Raw genomic sequence first — 16,860 nt, 5'->3', positions numbered from 1 at the left:
AATAGGATTTTATGAATCCCGACTAAAATAGTCAAGTTTTTTTATTTTTAATTCAAGTGTAGGAACAAAATAGAAAAATAAATTAGGCAACCCAGAAATTATATATGAAATAAACAATAAATATTAGGCTAATTATACCAAAGGAGAAGTTAATATTTCGTTGACGTCGTTGTAAGCGAGTAATTCGATTTTGATATTGTTTAATTTCCACGTGAAGGGAGTTGATCTCTGATCTTTGTTGATCAATTTTCTCAAGTAATGGAGCGATCCGTTTACGTGAAGCAAGGGTTTCAGCTTCATCATCTGAAGTGTTAAACCACTGTTTCCAGTCAACTAGCAATTTTGGTAGAGTTAAATGAGAAATTAAATCTAGAAGTTCCTTTTTCGTTTCCTCATCACCATCAATACGCATATTTTTAAGACTGCGTTGGTTAGAAAAACCAAAAATTTTAATTAAATCGATAAGCGTACTATTGATCTCAAGATCAATACGTCTATCAAAAGAATGAATATCGAATAACAAACCTTTTTCTGTAAATTGAACATAGAAGTCAAAGAAAGGTAAATAGCTATTAATACGAATCGTTGTTTTGTTCAAAATAAACTTTTTCGCTTGCAAGCGAAAGGCACCATCGTGGGTGAGAATAAATGAAAAAAAAGTTTCTAAAATAATTAGAACAATATTCAGCAACAGACGCGGATGTTTTTGTCTTTGTTGCGTTTCACTCATAAAAGTTTATCCTTAGAAATAGCAATTAACCGAAGAATGGAACATCCTATCCCAAACTTAACACAATGTCGTGTTAAATATATTTACATGACTTATTTGCTTTGTAGAACAGTTTTGTAAATGGATCAAGTCTTTACTTTGTTATTATAGAAATATTTTGTGGTCAAATCAGTCATCATTTCTCTCATCTGATTAGGAGTTTAGATTAATGGATAATGCAAATACAGATACCCAGATAGAAGAGTCCGAGGAAAAAAATAAATTAAAATCAAAAAGTTCAAGAAAATCAGCTTTAGATTTTAGGAAGTATACTAAGCAAATTTGGCTAGCAGGACTTGGTGCTTTTTCACGTGCGGAAGAAGAGGGAAATAAGCTTTTTGATTCTTTGGTTAAAGTGGGTGAGGAGCTAGAATCAAAAACTGGAGACTTGGCAGACAATTCTGTTGGCAAGGTCACAGAAAAAGCAAAAGAATCTGTATCTGAAACAAAAGATAGAGTAGAAAAGATTCTTGATACGAGTGTTAATCACTCTTTAAACCGTATTGGGCTGGTGACGCCGAAGGATTTGCAACACATCGAACAACTGCTCGTACAACTGCATATTAAGGTGGATGCTTTAATAGAAGAAAATCAACAGTTGAAAGCAAAATTGAATAAAAAGTAAAAAAATGTTGGGATTTAGCAAATATATAACAGTTTTTTAGCATTTATTTTTGCTAAAAGCCCTGCTCTAGTATTGCGTTTTCCCCTAAAGCATTGCTATAAAGGCGTCATGGCCTTTTAAACTATAGCCTTGGACCTTAAACAAACGATATTAAGAGGATGTTTTATTCATGAATAAATCAGAATTAATCGATGCAATTGCTGAAAAAGGGGGAGTATCTAAGACTGATGCAGGCAAGGCACTCGATGCGACAATTGCGTCAATTACTGAAGCACTTAAAAAAGGTGATACAGTAACTTTAGTTGGTTTTGGTACTTTCAGTGTTAAAGAACGTGCTGCACGTACTGGTCGTAACCCTAAAACTGGTGAAGAGCTTCAAATTAAAGCAACAAAAGTACCTAGCTTTAAAGCTGGTAAAGGTCTTAAAGATTCAGTAGCTTAATCTTTTAAGATGAATAAACGCGCCAATATAGGCGCGTTTTTTATTAAATATCTGAATTGACCAATATTGCTCATTCATTGATTGTGGTTTTTCAGTTAAAATTCTCCTCGAAATAAAATATTGGAATACTTATGGAATCGTTTCGTACAGTCATTAAGGGTTGGCTCGGCAAAGTCCTTCTAATTTTGTTTTTGACCCCTTTAGCACTTGTAGGTATTGAAGGATATTTTAATAGGGGAAACAAGGCTGATGTTGCTAAGACAGTAAATGGCCAAGAAATATCTAAAAAAGACCTTGAAACTTTAACTCAGTCTTACAAAGAACAATATTTAGCTGCTGTTAAAGGGGATGAAAGTTTACTTAATTTGCCTGTCATTCAGGCTAAGGCACTCGATATTTTGGTGTCACGTAATCTATTAATACAGCAAGCAGAAAAATTAGGTATCTCTTTGAGTGATGCTCAAATTGAGCAAATGTTAGCTCAGCAGCCTAGTTTGCAAGAGAATGGTCAATTCTCACAAAAACTCTATGAAAATTACTTACGTTCTATTGGCATGACGAGTCAGGGTTTAATAGCAAGCCTACGTCAAGATCATGCTTTGAAAATGTTAACGTCAACCTTTGCTGATTACTCTTTAGTAAGCAAAGTTGATCTAATGCAAATTGCGAATTTGCAAACTGAACAACGTACGTTACATTTAGCTAGTATTAAATTAGATGCTTACAAAACAGGTTTAACTGCATCTAATCAAGAAGCTACAGATTACTATAACAAGCATCAAAATGAATTTAAGCAACAGGCTTCGGTTGATGTTGATTATGTTGTCTTATCTCCATCAATGATGACTAAACCAGCTCCTGCAACTGAAGCTGAACTTCAGCAAGCTTATGCAAAGTTTGTTGAAACTCAGAAAAAAGATGCTAAACGAACTGTAAAGCATATTTTAATTACTACTGATGCTCGTGATGATGCAGCTGCTCAAAAACTTGCAAAAGAAGTTTATGCGAAAATTCAGGGTGGTCTTTCGTTTGCACAAGCTGCATCGCAGTTCTCTGAAGATCCTAGTTCAAAAGCAAAAGGTGGTTTAGTTGAAGCATATGCTCCAGGTGTTTTCTCGGATGCATTTGATAAAACTGTTTTAAGTTTGAAAAATGGACAAGTTTCGCAGCCAGTAAAAACACAATATGGTTATCATATTATTGAAGCAGAAACTCAAGCTAACCAAATCCCTTCATTTGAGTCTGAGAAAGCGCGTTTAACGGCTGAGGTTGAAAAGAATAAAGTTGCTACTGTTTATTCAGATGCCGTAAACAGTTTGAATGAAACAATTGTTGGTAATGATTCTTTAGAAGCTGTTGTACAAGAAGTAAAAGGTGCAAAAGTTGAATCATTGAATGGTGTAACTTTAGCAACTCAAAACCCATATTTAAGTGATCCAAGTGTCAAAATTAAGCTATTTAATGATGATGTGAAAAATGGTGACCGTAATGCATCATCTAATATTCAATTAGCAAATGGTGATACGGTATGGATTAAAGTGCGTGATTACCACGCAGCTGGTGTAAAACCATTAGCGCAAGCGATGAATGAAGCAAAAGCCAAAGTTATCGATGCAAAAGCGCGTAAAGCAGCCCAAGCAAAAATTGCTACCATGTTGACTGAGTTTAAAACTCAACCTGCAGACCAAGTGGTTGCTAAAAACAAAGTCGCATTTGAGTCAGCTGGTGTGTTTACTCGATCACAGGGTTTAAAGCGTGAAATTGAACGTGCAGCATTTAGTTTAGCTACCCCTAAACCGGGTATGTGGTCTGTTACAACAGCAAACTTGCCAAATGAACTGGTAGTCGTTGCAGTTTCAAATGTAAATTCATCAGCCGCTAATGCTATTCCTGCTGATCAATTACAACAGCTAAAACAACTTTATCGTCAATCTCGTGGTCAACAAATATTGGAAGATTACAGCCAATATTTAAAATCACATGCAAAAATTAAATAATAATTTAATCAAATAAAAAAAGCGCTTTGGCGCTTTTTTTATTTTCTATTGATCGAGATGATGTTCGATATATTGCTGTCGATATTGTTTAGGTGATAAATCAAAAATTCTTTTAAAGGCCTGACTAAAAGCAGTCTCGGATGAATAGCCGACTTTGTTTGATATTTGCTGAATTGAAAAATTACTTGTGCGTAAGTACTGACTTGCTAAACGAAAACGGTAATGTTGCAAATAAGTTAGAGGTGGTTCCCCAATAATACTATTAAATAAATTTGCGAATTTGGACCGTGACATACAGCATCGTTCTGCTAATGACTCAACTGTCCAAGCGACTTCTGGTTGGCTATGAATAGCGGATAGGGCATTACTCAATTCAGGATGGGTTAACGCACTTAGCCAGTTTTGTTGATCAGTCATTTGTTGAACATGATCACGAATGCACTCAATGAGAAGAATACTGACTAAATGATCAATAATTTTGTCATGTCCCGGCCTGATTTTTTGAGTTTCAATTGCTAAAAAATAAAGCCCAATTTGTAGCCATTCTGGTGGGTTGGTTTGATTTTCGTGTTGAATATGCATGATCGAAGGCAATGCATTAATCAAAGGGCCTGCCATATGAGTATCGATCTGACAGCGCAAACACAGTAATAATGTTTTATCTGAAGAGGAGGTGCCAAACTCGATCGCGTCTTGTCTATGACCGTTAAAAAGCGAAGTAATATCTAATGAATCTACTAATTTAGTTGCTGTTGATTTTGAGTCGGTGGCATTATGTGCTTTTCCAGAAGGAATTAAAATAATATCACCAGCTGTCGCAATTATTTTTTCTGACGCATTAAGTTGAATATATACTGAACCAGTTAAAACAATATAGGCAAGTAAAGCAGATTGATCTTGTGTTTTAAAAGCCCATTCTCCTTGTGCTTTTAAATAGATGTATTCAGACTTATTAAGGTGAATATCATCAAAAAATTTACTTAGTGCATCCATCTTTAAATGATCAATCATTATTTTAATAAAATTATAGTGAGCTATAAGAATAGATCAACATGTGTTTTTAGGACAAAAAAGTGGAAGAAAATGCCAAAGACTTTGAAATAGGTTTTTTGGACGGTTACTACTGTTAAGTAAGTACTATTTCTTTAACTATATAGATATATAGAAAAAGGAAATATGACTATGAATGCACCAGTAAATGTTCAGCAAGAACTTATGCCAGTGCCAGCGTCTATGCGTGAGATAGATCGTAAGCGCTATTTATGGATGATTAGTCCAGCTCTACCTGTAATTGGTTTAGGTATTTTAGCTGGTTACCATTTTGGTCCACGCCCATTAAAAAAAGTTTTCGCTTTAGGTGGTCCACTTTTATTACATGTTGTGATCCCTGCAATTGATACTGTTATTGGGAAGGATGCACGTAATCCGACTGATGAAGAAATTAAGCTTTTAGAAAAAGATCCATATTATTCACGTCTTGTGAAAAGTTTTATTCCTTTGCAGTATGCTGCAAATGTTTATGCATGTTATTTAACAAGCCGTAAAACCACGTCATTCATTGATAAAATTTTGCTCGGTGTTTCAATGGGGGCGATTAATGGTATTGCGATTAATACAGCCCATGAATTAAGCCATAAGCATGATCGTATTGATCATATTTTATCTCATCTTGCTTTGGTTCCTACGGGTTATAACCATTTCCGTATCGAACATCCTTATGGTCATCATAAACGTGCAGCAACTCCTGAAGATCCTGCTTCTTCACGGATGGGCGAAACATTTTATGAGTTCTGGCCACGTACAGTTGTAGGTTCTTTTAAGTCTGCAATTGAAATTGAGAAAAATCGTTTAAAACGTAAAGGAAAAGAGTTCTGGTCAGCAGATAATGAATTATTACAAGGCTGGGGAATGAGTGCTGCTTTTCATGCCTCTATGGTTGGAATTTTTGGTAAAAGTACAATTCCATATTTAGCGACACAAGCATTTTATGGCATTAGTCTTTTTGAAATTATTAACTATATTGAACATTATGGTTTATTACGTCAGAAAAAAGAAAATGGTCAATATGAGCGCACAATGCCAGAGCATAGCTGGAACAACAATAACGTAGTAACAAACTTATTTCTGTACCAGTTGCAGCGTCACTCAGATCATCATGCTTATCCGACTCGTCCATTCCAAGCATTACGTCATTTTGATGAGGCGCCAGAATTACCAAGTGGTTATGCAAGTATGTTATTACCTGCGTTAATTCCTTCGTTGTGGTTCAAAATAATGGATAAGCGAGTTTTTGATCACTATAAAGGTGATTTGAACAAAGCGAATATTTCACCAAAACGACGTGCAAAAATCTTCAAAAAATTTGGTGCAGTAGATAAATCATTAGAAGCATAAAAATTGAATAAATAATATATATTCCTGAAATACCAAACCCTCTAATCATGTGATTAGAGGGTTTTATCTTTTAGATAAATCTTAGCGTTATGAAGCAAGAGAGTTTAGATTCTCTTGCGTCTTTTTTATTTTAATTCACTGGAAGATTTACCAAGCTCACGACGCGCAATAATTAATTGTTGAATTTGCTGAGTACCTTCAAAAATATCAAGAATTTTTGAATCACGTGCCCATTTCTCAAGTAATTCATCTTCGTTATAGCCAACACTTGCTGCCAATTCGACACATTTTAAAGTGATCTCGTTACCAACACGACCTGCTTTTGCTTTTGCAATAGAAGCTTCTTTAGAATTTGGCTTTTTGTTATCTGCCATCCAAGTTGCTTTTAACATGAGCAGACGAGCAGCTTCCCATTCAGCCTCCATGCGGTAGATTTGTGCTGCAAGGTTAGAAGCATGCAGATAGGGAGTCGAGTAGTCAGGATCAAGCTGATCTTTAAAAATCTCTTTAATACGCTCTAGTGAAGCTTTCGCACAACCGATTGCCATTGCTGCAACTAGAGGGCGTGTATTGTCAAAAGTTTCCATTACTCCGGCGAAACCTTTAGCAACATCCACTTCGGCATTACCCAAAAGGTTCTCTGCTGGTACACGGCAGTCAATAAAACTGATGACTGCTGTATCTGATGCTTTAATTCCTAATTTATGTTCGAGACGTTCGACCTTCATGCCAGACGTACCTTTGGGTACCACAAATGATTTAATAGCTGCACGGCCAAGTTTGCGATCAAGTGTGGCCCAAACAACGACAGAGTCTGCTCGTTCACCTGAGGTCACAAAAATCTTTTCACCATTTAGAATGTAGTCATTGCCATCTTTGGTTGCTGTGGTACGGATAGCGGCAGAGTCGGAGCCACAACCCGGTTCGGTGATGGCCATTGCTGCCCATGTTCCTTTGAACCGTTCTAATTGCTCATCATTTGCGACAGCAGCAATTGCTGAGTTTCCAAGGCCCTGACGAGGCATACTCAGTAATAAGCCTGTATCGCCATAACACATCTCAATAATTCCAAGAGCTGTCGACATGTTGGTTCCATTGCGAATACCTTCATTGTCGGTATCACCGCGCTTTCCAGCACCCGCAGCACCAGCATTAATTCCTTCACCACCTTCATTCATGCCATCGATGAGAGAGGCGAGCATATCAAGTTCTTTTGGATATGCATGTTCAGCTTTATCATATTTGCGAGAAATAGGGCGTAATACATTGATCGCAACATCATGTGCTTGATCAATCATCATTTTGAATTTTTTAGGATTTTGTAAATTCATTAAAGTATCCTCTGATTGATCTTTTAAGCATGTAAGCCAGATTGTAAAATTGCAGTAGCCCGTAAATCGCGGTACCAACGTTCAACAGGATGTTCTTTTGTGAAACCATGTCCACCAAGAATTTGCACACCGTCTGTGCCAATTTTCATGGATTTTTCAGCACAAAGTAGATGGGCTAAGTAAGCTTCGCGGTGAAATGGCTTGCCTGACTCTGCAAGGCTTGCTGCATTTAAAATCAACATACGCATTGCATCAATTTCAATTGCCATATCTGCAATCATGAAAGCGACACTTTGACGATGTGAAATAGGTTCACCGAACGCGGTTCGTTCATTGGCATATTTAATACAGTAAGCTTTTACAGCTTCACATGTACCTACAGCCATTGCACACCACACTAAGTTGCCTAAATCTACAAAGGCTGTGTAATCAAAATCTGTTGCACCTAAACGTAGAGCAGGAGTGTGATTAAAGCGAAGAGTTGCTGTTTCTGTCGCTTTAAGACCCATGGCCGGAGTGTTTTTTATTGAAATTGTTTCATTACACTGCACGACGAATACGTCTGGCTTGCCGTTAAAGTCTGCACTTACTAAAAATACATCAGCTAAATCGCCTAAAATCACTAATGTTTTTTCACCATCAATAAAAAACTGATCGTTTTCAAGTGATGCTTTTGTTTTTAAAACATAAGGGTTAAATGCTGGAGTTGTTTCTTGAACAGCAAAAGTTGCTGTAATGTCTGAGTCTTCTGCAAAACATGGTAGGTACATCGACTGAACTTCAGCAGAACCCCAACGTGTGATTGCATTAATAACGCTAAATGTACTGAGTAATCCTGCTGTAAGACTAAAATCACCTTCAGCTAGTTTTTCAGCAATTAATAAGTTACTAACGATATTTTGTTCGGCCGCTACTCCACCGAGTGCTTCTGGAAGTGCATAGTAGTTAAGTCCTAAATCTTCAACATATTGCCAAAGACTTTCAGGAAACTGAGCTTCCTGATCGGCATTATGAGCTAACCCCAATAAAACCTCTTGAGCAAATTGAGACATTGCTTCAGAAGTCATTTGTTGTTCTTCGGTTAAACTTAAATCAAATAAATTTTTTTGTTGGCGAGGTAAACGTTGTTGAGAGATTTGCTTGGGCTTAAATGCTTTTTGAGTCTGCGTTAATGCTCTAAAGCCAGCTTTTGAACCTTGATAAAGAGATTTTTCAACAAATTTACGCAACTTGAGTTGATCAAGTACATCGCTTCCAGCCAATCTTGTGATCAGCGATAAACCCAAACCCTGAGCTTTATTGATCATACTTGTCATGATTATGGTGTCCTAACACATTGTTATTGTTTTATGCTGACACGCCTCATATTAAAAAACTATGTCGTTACTGACATTCGAAAAATGAGTAGATAAATGGTAAATAGAAAATAAGAAAATTATAAGTTTTTGATTTTATTTATTTAAAATAATTGCAATGTTGGGGAGCCGAGAAGGATTGACTAGAATGACATGGAATCATTCTAGTCATTCATTAAATCAAGCAAAGTTACGAATCATACGTCGCACATTGGTTTTTGCATCAATAACCGTCATAAATGTGTAGGCTCCAATGAATTTACGGCTAATAAACATAAACTCTTTTGGCGGAACTGAAAAATAACGTGAAGCCATTGATTTACTAGCTTGTTGCATAACACGGCTATGAAGCTGGCTTTTCTTCCAGTCATAACGTTCGTGTTCATCCATAAGACCAGCGGGCATATCTGGGTTATTTGCAGGAGTACTGAATGCTTCTGTTGCAAGTAAAAAGACATCAGCCATACCTGGTTTAATACTTTCAGGCATCGCATCAAAGAACTCGTAACCAGTCATGGCTTTGACCATTGCATCTTTATTATGTTGATAACCTGCCTGAATGAGTTGACGGGCAACTGATAGCAAGTGTTCATCAAACTGGCGAATAGCACCAAAATCTAATAATACAATTTTGTCTTGAATGTCTTGGCCATTACCTAAACGAACAAGGTAATTACCAAAGTTAGGGTCAGTTTGCATTTCACCCCATTCAAAAATTTCACGAACCGCAATCTCTAATGACGCTTCACCGAGTTGATTACGACGTTCCTGAGGTAATGACAACATCACAGGGCTATTAATTGGTACACCACGTTCAAAAGTCATGCAGAGTACTTGATTTGTGCAATATTCATCTACAATTGTAGGAACAATATAGCGCTCATCATCTTTTAAGCGTTCACCAAAGCGACGAGTAGTGGAAGCTTCAACATCATAGTCAACTTCACGATGCATCATTTCACGTACTTCATCAAACCACTGATCAAATTCACGGGTTTGTGGAACCATACGCGTCAGTTTAAGCATGTTTTTAAACAAGCTCATATCGGAATCAATAGCATTTGCAACGCCCGGATATTGAATCTTTAAAACTAACTCTAAACCATCTGATTTACGCGTTGCACGGTGTACTTGTGCGAGAGAGGCCGTACCAATTGGCTCATGATCAATTGTTAAATCATTTAATTTAGCGCCCAATTGCTCTTGAAGGTGCGGCTTAATTGCAGGCCAATCTAAAGCAACTGTCTGGTTATTTAAGGTGTTTAGTGCTTGTGTAATTTCTTCAGGTAAAAAATGCTCACCATAAAGGGCCATCATTTGGCCAATCTTAACAATAGAACCCTTAAGTTTACCTATTTCAGAAACCAGATAATTAGCTTGCTCGCTCATCGCTTTTTTGCGTTTCTTTTCTTTTTCTTCCTCATTAGAAAATATAGAAGAAGCACTTGCAGTTGCCAAACGTGTTCCTGCAAGTAAAGAAGCTTTCGCGATTGATAAGCGTCGATCCATGGAAGAAGTTTTTAAACTCTTAAGCTTATCTTTCTGATTTGACATGAAAATAGAATCCTATGCGCATCATGCAGCCAAACGCTGGTGATCTAAAATTGTAACGAATATTACATGTTTTGAGCGTATTAAAATAGTTCTCTCAGACTGAATGATCAGTCGAAATGGCTATCTTTATTTCATTAACTTTAAAATAGCCTAAGCAATTTTAAAATTTAAGAAACTTACAGCGTTCAGGTGAGTAAAACTAGGGTAAAAACGGATCTTTCACAAAAACTTAAATTACATTTTAAATTGGATCTTCAATTCAGACTTCTGCATTAAGTGAAGGCGATTGGACTGAATATGCTGTAATAACATTTGTTTGACTGAATCATGCATAAAACCAAGTGCATGAGCTTTTACAATAATAATGCTGGGTAAGGTATAGAAAAAATACTTAACATCCTCGAGTGTTGCGTTATTAAAGATGCCTTGTTCAATTAACGTCTGCTGTAAAAACTGCTTTTCATTTAAGACATAATCTGAAGATTCATCCCAAAAACGGTGACGCATAGCCATCAGATTGTTGTGTTTATAACTCATAAAATTGTCAGCTCAGACTTAAATCTAAATAAAATATATGGAGTCGAGCCATGAATATCAAGTTGAGATTATTTTTTATTCAGTTGCTGTTTGATTTTTTATGTAATTCTTGTAAATAGCCTAAGCAATTTTAAAAATTTTTCTAAAAAAACTATAATCCAAATAATTTCATCTATAACACTACTTATTATGACTCCTGCATGTAGACTGTTAAAAAGCAATAAAATTGAATTTTCAATCCATGAATATGAGCATGATTCAAATGCTAAAAGTTTTGGATTAGAAGCAGCAGAAAAACTAAATTTAGATGTAAGGGAGGTATTCAAAACATTGATGGTTAGCGATGATAAGAATTTTTTTGTTGCAGTATTGCCAGTTAATCATCAATTAAATTTAAAAAAAGTGGCTACGGCGTTTGGCTGTAAAAAATTGCAAATGGCCAATCCAAAAGACGCTGAACGTTTAACGGGGTATTTGGTCGGAGGGATTAGTCCTTTAGGTCAGAAGAAACGCTTAAAAACCGTTATTGATGCATCTGCACAAGAATTCAGCAAAATCTATGTGAGTGGAGGAAAACGGGGACTAGATATTGGCTTAAACCCGAAAGATCTAGCACAACTATTAAATGCTCAATTTGTTGATGTACTTGATGAGTAATATAAATCTTTTTCTTATCTCATTAAATTAACTAATTTTAAGATAGGTAGTATTAAATCAAGTTCTTTTAATAAAAACAATTCTCATTATTATTTATATTTAGTATTATGCCGAACCTTATAACTATCTAATAACTTTTGGGTTTGGAGAAAGGGAAAATGAATCAATACAAAAAGGTTGGGGTTAACTCAAATCATCTGATGTGTGCTGAATCACAGTATTTTAAATTAAAACCTTGTTGTATTGCTCTAGCAGCAGTATTTGCGCAGCAGGTTTATGCAAATACAAATATTGAAAAGGAAATCCTTAATAATCAACCGACACAAAAGCCTGTAGCTCAATTGCAAAAAATTATAGTGACGGCGACAAGGACGCCCAAAAATATTGCTGAAATTGCCGGCACAGTTCAAACGATTGAAAAGCAGCAAATTGAACAACAGGCAACTGCTGGACGAAAAATTGCCGATATACTGGCTCAGTTGGTTCCATCACTTGGGGTAAGTAGTGGAACGACTACCAACTATGGGCAAACAATGCGTGGTCGTGATGTCATGATTATGATTGACGGCGTATCACAAAATGGATCACGCGATGTTGCTCGGCAGCTAAATAGTATTAGTCCAGGCATGATTGAACGTATTGAAGTTCTTTCAGGAGCTACAAGTATTTATGGATCAGGTTCTACCGGCGGGATTATTAATATTATTACGAAACGTGCTGATTCGACTAAACCAGTAAGTTTTGAAACTAAACTTGGTATTACGTCTTCCGATACATTTCGAAGTGATAGTCTAGCTTATGAAATTAGCCAATCTATTTCATTTAATAAAGATAATATAAATGGTTTCTTAGGGGCTAATTTCACTAGTCGCGGATCTCAGTTCGATAGCCATGGTGATCGTATTGCTATAGCACCTATGCAAGGTAGCCGTCCTGATACTGATACAATTGATGTTAATAGTCGTATAAATATAGATTTAGCTGATAACCAATCACTAAGTTTGGGTGCACAGTATTATAAGGATGAACAAGATACGAATTATGGTCCTGATTATGGGAAAAATTATATTTATGGAGGAGCGCCTAACTCATATATTGGGAAAAAGGGTTTAGAAATATCTAATCAGCCTTTTACAGAGCGCTATGCATTCAACACTCAATACCAAAATAAAGATATTTTAGGTCAGGTCTTAAATTTAGAAGGATATTACCGTAAAGAAGATGCTCGTTTCTTTCCAGTCTTTTTAGGAGGGGAAGGTACAGAAGCAAAACAATCTCAATCTGAAATCGAAGTGGCTGGTCTGCGTTCAACAGTACAAAGTGATTTAAATATTATGAATCGTGATCTTAATCTAACTTATGGTTTAGATTATGAACATGAAAAAGATCATCAACACTACGAGCATTTCACAGCATTTAATACAGGTTTGACCTATAAACCTACAGGTAAAACTTCCGATGCTGGTCCAAATACAACAATTCAAAGTGCTGGCATTTTTATACAAGGTGATTACGCTTTAACAGACCGTATGAATGTCCAGGCTGGTACTCGTTACCAATATATCAAAGCTGAAACAGAACAGTACTCGACTAAAAATGGTATACAGCCAAGCGGATCTGTAAATGACGATGCTGTTTTATTTAATTTGGGAGCGATATATAAATTAACAGATGAGCAGCAAATATTTGCTAATTTCTCTCAAGGTTTTAGTTTTCCAGATGTACAACGGATGATGCGTGATGCATTTAATATATCAACCGCTAATATCCAACCTATTAGTGTAAACAGCTATGAATTAGGCTGGCGTTTACAAGGAGAGCAGAGTCTAAATCTAGGTATAACAGGTTTCTATAATACCTCAGACAAAGTTGTCCAATTCTACAAGAACAGTAATAAAGAAACTGTTGCTGAGGTTATGGACAAAGACCAGCGTGTATATGGTGCTGAACTAACAGCGACCTACCCATTTATGGAAGAGTTTAAAGTTGGGGGAACACTTGGTTATACGCGAGGTCAATATAAAGATACGGATGGTAAATGGAAAGAGTTGAATGCTTTTCAAGTTTCACCAATAAAAGGTACTGTTTTTGCCGAGTGGAACAGTGATGAAGGATATGGTGCTCGTGTGCAAATGCTTGCTATAAAAGGTACAAATGAAGCAGTAAAAGATGGCTCACTTTCAGCTGTAAAAATTAAAGGCTATAGCACGATGGATGTTTTGGCACATTTTCCAGCTTGGAAAGGACGTATAGATTTTGGTGTATATAATGTTTGGAATAGAGACTATCGAGCAGTCTATAGTCAACAAGCAGAAAAAGTATATGGGCTGGTAGAGAGTATTCCAGCTGAAGGACGTACTTACGGCCTCAGTTATACATTTAATTATTAATGTGAAGTGAGATAGGGAATATCTATAAATCATAGGTATTCCTTAATAAATTTAAAAAAATAATAAAATAAACTTGCATTGTTAAATGCAAATGATTATCATTACCTATATTGAAAGTTGAGAAACGTTCTAGTAATTAAGATTAACGTCTACTACTGTAATGCTAAGTTTTAGGCGATTTAAAGTTATACCAGAGACTCCAATAATAATGATTTTGAAAAAGATGAGTTGATTTCTGGTATGTGAGCGCCTGCAGGATATTATAAAAATAGGCAGGTTCAACTAGCGGTAAATGGAACAAAGAAAAATAAACATTATCAGCGCAACAAAAAGAACTAATCAAAAGCAGCAGGCGAGGATGGCCTGCTGCTTTTGTAGTTAAAGTTAATTTCATAGTTATTTATACATTTCAACTATTTTGGATATTTAACTCTACACAGTAACAGATCGATTATATTTTTGATCAAAAAATAATCACTAATGTTTCATTTATTAACATCCTGCCTTTTTAGCCGTTTTTTTGTATACCCTGAATAAAACATGATCAAAAAAAGAGGTAAAAACGTGCTTATTTTTCATGGAAAACCTGTTCACGGAGCTATCTTTGATATGGATGGGACAATGTTTGACACTGAGCGATTGCGGTTTCAAACATTGCAACAGGCATCTCAAGAACTCATTGGACAGGAATTTTCACACGAATATTTAATGCAATGTTTAGGTTTAAGTGCAACTACTGCTGAGCAATTGGCTCAAAGGTTATATGGGGTAAATGTTCCCTATAAAGAAATTCGAAAAAAAGCTGATGAGATGGAACTCGAATATATTCGAAAACACGGCGTACCTATCAAAAAGGGTTTAGTTCAGGTTTTAGAACGTTTACGAAAATCGGGTTTAAGAATGGCCGTCGCGACTTCAAGCCGTAGGGCAATTGCCGAAGAATATTTAATTAATGCGAATGTTTATAAATTTTTTGATGTGATTACCTGTGGTGATGAAGTAGAGCAAGGAAAGCCACATCCAGAAATCTTTTTAAAAGCTGCTAGTCAACTTCACTTAGACGCTAACCAGTGTCTTATGTTTGAAGATTCTGAAAATGGTTTAACTTCAGCTCACACTTCAAAAGGTTTAACGATTTTATTAAAAGATATTAAAGAACCAAATGACGAAATGCTGGAAAAAGCACATTTTTATTATGATCAGATGTATGACTTTTTAACCGATCTCGACCAATTTATCCCTGTTATGGACATGCCGGAAATGCAGGAATCTTTTCCACAAAGTCTGAATCAGCTTACAGTTGGGATACATGGTTTCGGTGCTATTGGCGGCGGTTATATAGCGCAGATCTTGTCACATTGGGATGGATATACAAAGCCAAAACGTATTATTGCTTCTACAAGAAATAGTCTTTTTCGCGAAGCTGTGAATGCATTTGGAACATATAGCATTCGCTATGGGCAATTTTCTTATGATGAACGTATTGAGAATATGACCATTGTTGATTCTGAAAATGAACAACAAATGTTGGAGATGTATACCCATTCAAGTTTGATCGCACTGTGTTTACCCGAACAGGCCATCGAAGTTGAGGCAAAAATAATCGCAAAAGGATTATATGCTCGCTTTAATTCGCCACTTGGAACATGTATTGAACCGTTAACTTTTCTAATTATTTTAAATAAAGTCGGCGCGAAATATTTAGTTATGAAGCATCTTAGAGAAGCTCTACTAGAGTTGACCAACGATGAAGATGTGACTGAGCATATTTTAAAAGAACATTACTTTTGCGACACCGTTGTAAACCGCATGGTTTCAAAGCTATCTAATCAAAATTTATATCGCCAACTTCGTATTAAGCATAATTTTCTTGAACAGCATTTAGAAGATGTGGAAAACGAGGAACAAATCGAAATTGAAGACTGTAATAAATTGACTCAAGATCAGCAAAATCAGGCATCTTTATATGTTGATAACATGCGCCGTAATTTTCAGCCAGGCCATATATTACAAAGCATGGATCTAATTCTGTTTCATAGTGAAACGGATATGCCAATTTATGTAGAAAAAGGCAGCCCTTTACTCGAAAAGTTGCGTCAAGTTGTCTTGGTTAATCAGATTACAGACATTCAATTAATCAAAAACCGACTATGGAATGGCGTGCATGCCATGCTTGCTTGGTATGCATCTTTACTAGGTTATGATTCTATTGGCGTCGCAATGGGGGATCATTCAGTTAAAGCGTTTGCAGAGAATTTAATTAGGGAAGTAAAGCAAGGGCTTGCAATTGTATTACCTAAGTATGCAAAAGATCTGGACCGCATGGCACAAAGCTTTCTAGACTCATGTGAATATGCATTTAAAGACCCTTGTCAACGAGTAGCAAGAGATCCACTTCGCAAGTTAACTCATAATGAAAGAGTAATCGCATCAATTGAGGTAAATATCGCGCATGATTTACCCTATAAAAATCTCTTAAAAGGTGCTGCTTTAGGTTATGCCTATACGATTCAATTTTTAGAAATTAAAGAGACTAAGGCATTTAAACATTTACACGAGCAAGTTAAAAAACTGGATATGAGTTCTGCTCAAAAAGCACAACTTGAAGTTGAGTTAACGCAATTAGTTCAATATTTATTTTCTGAACAAGGTAAACAGCCTTTAAACATGAATATTACCAATTCAAAAAATGCGCCTACTCAATATGCCTAAATTCTTTTAATTATGCTCTACAACTGAAAGGCAAACATGCTTTAATACAAAAATTGAATGATTTTGAATTAAAGCTGTGTTGCTAAAACCCTCGACG

13 protein-coding genes are annotated in these 16,860 nt (G+C 36.1%); 7 read left to right on the top strand and 6 right to left on the bottom strand.

Features of this window, described 5'->3' with window-relative positions; all coding sequences use genetic code 11:
* Positions 1–82: 82 nt before the first annotated feature.
* Positions 83–730, bottom strand: a complete 648-nt coding sequence (locus MKL51_RS08545) for a hypothetical protein (RefSeq protein ID WP_017482248.1) — start codon at positions 728–730, stop codon at positions 83–85.
* A 208-nt stretch (positions 731–938) separates the two neighbouring features.
* On the opposite strand from MKL51_RS08545, the gene MKL51_RS08540 reads away from it, so the two are divergent.
* From MKL51_RS08540 to MKL51_RS08530, 3 genes are all read left to right on the top strand, one after another.
* The gene (locus MKL51_RS08540; protein ID WP_270904285.1) at positions 939–1,394 is read left to right on the top strand and encodes a phasin family protein; all 456 of its coding nucleotides are present in this window, start codon (positions 939–941) and stop codon (positions 1,392–1,394) included.
* A 169-nt stretch (positions 1,395–1,563) separates the two neighbouring features.
* Entirely contained in the window at positions 1,564–1,836 is a 273-nt protein-coding gene (locus MKL51_RS08535; protein ID WP_001043034.1) for an HU family DNA-binding protein, read from the top strand.
* A gap of 131 nt (positions 1,837–1,967) precedes the next feature.
* On the top strand, positions 1,968–3,833 hold the full coding sequence (locus MKL51_RS08530) for a SurA N-terminal domain-containing protein (RefSeq protein ID WP_017482247.1): 1,866 nt from the start codon (positions 1,968–1,970) through the stop codon (positions 3,831–3,833).
* A 45-nt stretch (positions 3,834–3,878) separates the two neighbouring features.
* On the opposite strand, the gene MKL51_RS08525 is transcribed toward MKL51_RS08530, so the two are convergent.
* On the bottom strand, positions 3,879–4,826 hold the full coding sequence (locus MKL51_RS08525) for an AraC family transcriptional regulator (RefSeq protein ID WP_025468533.1): 948 nt from the start codon (positions 4,824–4,826) through the stop codon (positions 3,879–3,881).
* Positions 4,827–5,015: 189 nt separating this feature from the next.
* On the opposite strand from MKL51_RS08525, the gene MKL51_RS08520 reads away from it, so the two are divergent.
* A complete protein-coding gene (locus MKL51_RS08520) occupies positions 5,016–6,227 on the top strand; it encodes an alkane 1-monooxygenase (protein ID WP_017386863.1) in 1,212 nt (403 codons plus the stop codon).
* Positions 6,228–6,352: 125 nt separating this feature from the next.
* Here the strand turns inward: MKL51_RS08520 and MKL51_RS08515 are convergent, their stop codons facing one another.
* From MKL51_RS08515 to MKL51_RS08500, 4 genes are all read right to left on the bottom strand, one after another.
* Complete coding sequence (locus tag MKL51_RS08515; protein WP_017482245.1) at positions 6,353–7,558, bottom strand: acyl-CoA dehydrogenase family protein; 1,206 nt, start codon at positions 7,556–7,558, stop codon at positions 6,353–6,355.
* A gap of 23 nt (positions 7,559–7,581) precedes the next feature.
* Positions 7,582–8,865: an acyl-CoA dehydrogenase family protein gene (locus MKL51_RS08510; protein WP_171063705.1), complete on the bottom strand. Its 1,284-nt coding sequence runs from the start codon at positions 8,863–8,865 to the stop codon at positions 7,582–7,584.
* Between the two features lie 228 nt (positions 8,866–9,093).
* Positions 9,094–10,467: an ABC1 kinase family protein gene (locus MKL51_RS08505; protein ID WP_017482243.1), complete on the bottom strand. Its 1,374-nt coding sequence runs from the start codon at positions 10,465–10,467 to the stop codon at positions 9,094–9,096.
* Between the two features lie 234 nt (positions 10,468–10,701).
* On the bottom strand, positions 10,702–11,004 hold the full coding sequence (locus tag MKL51_RS08500; RefSeq protein ID WP_005076193.1) for a hypothetical protein: 303 nt from the start codon (positions 11,002–11,004) through the stop codon (positions 10,702–10,704).
* A 189-nt stretch (positions 11,005–11,193) separates the two neighbouring features.
* Between MKL51_RS08500 and ybaK the strand changes: the two genes are divergently transcribed.
* The 3 genes from ybaK (at position 11,194) to mtlD (ending at position 16,763) form a co-directional block, all read left to right on the top strand.
* On the top strand, positions 11,194–11,661 hold the full coding sequence (ybaK, locus tag MKL51_RS08495) for a Cys-tRNA(Pro) deacylase (RefSeq protein WP_017386867.1): 468 nt from the start codon (positions 11,194–11,196) through the stop codon (positions 11,659–11,661).
* A 158-nt stretch (positions 11,662–11,819) separates the two neighbouring features.
* Entirely contained in the window at positions 11,820–14,051 is a 2,232-nt protein-coding gene (locus tag MKL51_RS08490; protein ID WP_017482242.1) for a TonB-dependent receptor, read from the top strand.
* A 564-nt stretch (positions 14,052–14,615) separates the two neighbouring features.
* A complete protein-coding gene (gene mtlD / locus MKL51_RS08485; RefSeq protein ID WP_031945089.1) occupies positions 14,616–16,763 on the top strand; it encodes a bifunctional mannitol-1-phosphate dehydrogenase/phosphatase in 2,148 nt (715 codons plus the stop codon).
* The last annotated feature ends 97 nt before the right edge of the window (positions 16,764–16,860 follow it).

The sequence above is a fragment of the Acinetobacter sp. AOR18_HL genome, assembly GCF_027855145.1.
GTDB classification, from domain to species: domain Bacteria; phylum Pseudomonadota; class Gammaproteobacteria; order Pseudomonadales; family Moraxellaceae; genus Acinetobacter; species Acinetobacter pittii.
This window is presented reverse-complemented; position numbering and strand designations above follow the sequence as displayed.

Excerpts from the sequence above, each read along its gene's own strand:
- MKL51_RS08545 (WP_017482248.1), bottom strand. The coding sequence starts at position 730 with ATGAGTGAAACGCAACAAAGACAAAAACATCCGCGTCTGTTGCTGAAT.
- MKL51_RS08540 (WP_270904285.1), top strand. The coding sequence starts at position 939 with ATGGATAATGCAAATACAGATACCCAGATAGAAGAGTCCGAGGAAAAA.
- MKL51_RS08535 (WP_001043034.1), top strand. The coding sequence starts at position 1,564 with ATGAATAAATCAGAATTAATCGATGCAATTGCTGAAAAAGGGGGAGTA.
- MKL51_RS08530 (WP_017482247.1), top strand. The coding sequence starts at position 1,968 with ATGGAATCGTTTCGTACAGTCATTAAGGGTTGGCTCGGCAAAGTCCTT.
- MKL51_RS08525 (WP_025468533.1), bottom strand. The coding sequence starts at position 4,826 with ATGGATGCACTAAGTAAATTTTTTGATGATATTCACCTTAATAAGTCT.
- MKL51_RS08520 (WP_017386863.1), top strand. The coding sequence starts at position 5,016 with ATGAATGCACCAGTAAATGTTCAGCAAGAACTTATGCCAGTGCCAGCG.
- MKL51_RS08515 (WP_017482245.1), bottom strand. The coding sequence starts at position 7,558 with ATGAATTTACAAAATCCTAAAAAATTCAAAATGATGATTGATCAAGCA.
- MKL51_RS08510 (WP_171063705.1), bottom strand. The coding sequence starts at position 8,865 with ATGATCAATAAAGCTCAGGGTTTGGGTTTATCGCTGATCACAAGATTG.
- MKL51_RS08505 (WP_017482243.1), bottom strand. The coding sequence starts at position 10,467 with ATGTCAAATCAGAAAGATAAGCTTAAGAGTTTAAAAACTTCTTCCATG.
- MKL51_RS08500 (WP_005076193.1), bottom strand. The coding sequence starts at position 11,004 with ATGAGTTATAAACACAACAATCTGATGGCTATGCGTCACCGTTTTTGG.
- ybaK (WP_017386867.1), top strand. The coding sequence starts at position 11,194 with ATGACTCCTGCATGTAGACTGTTAAAAAGCAATAAAATTGAATTTTCA.
- MKL51_RS08490 (WP_017482242.1), top strand. The coding sequence starts at position 11,820 with ATGAATCAATACAAAAAGGTTGGGGTTAACTCAAATCATCTGATGTGT.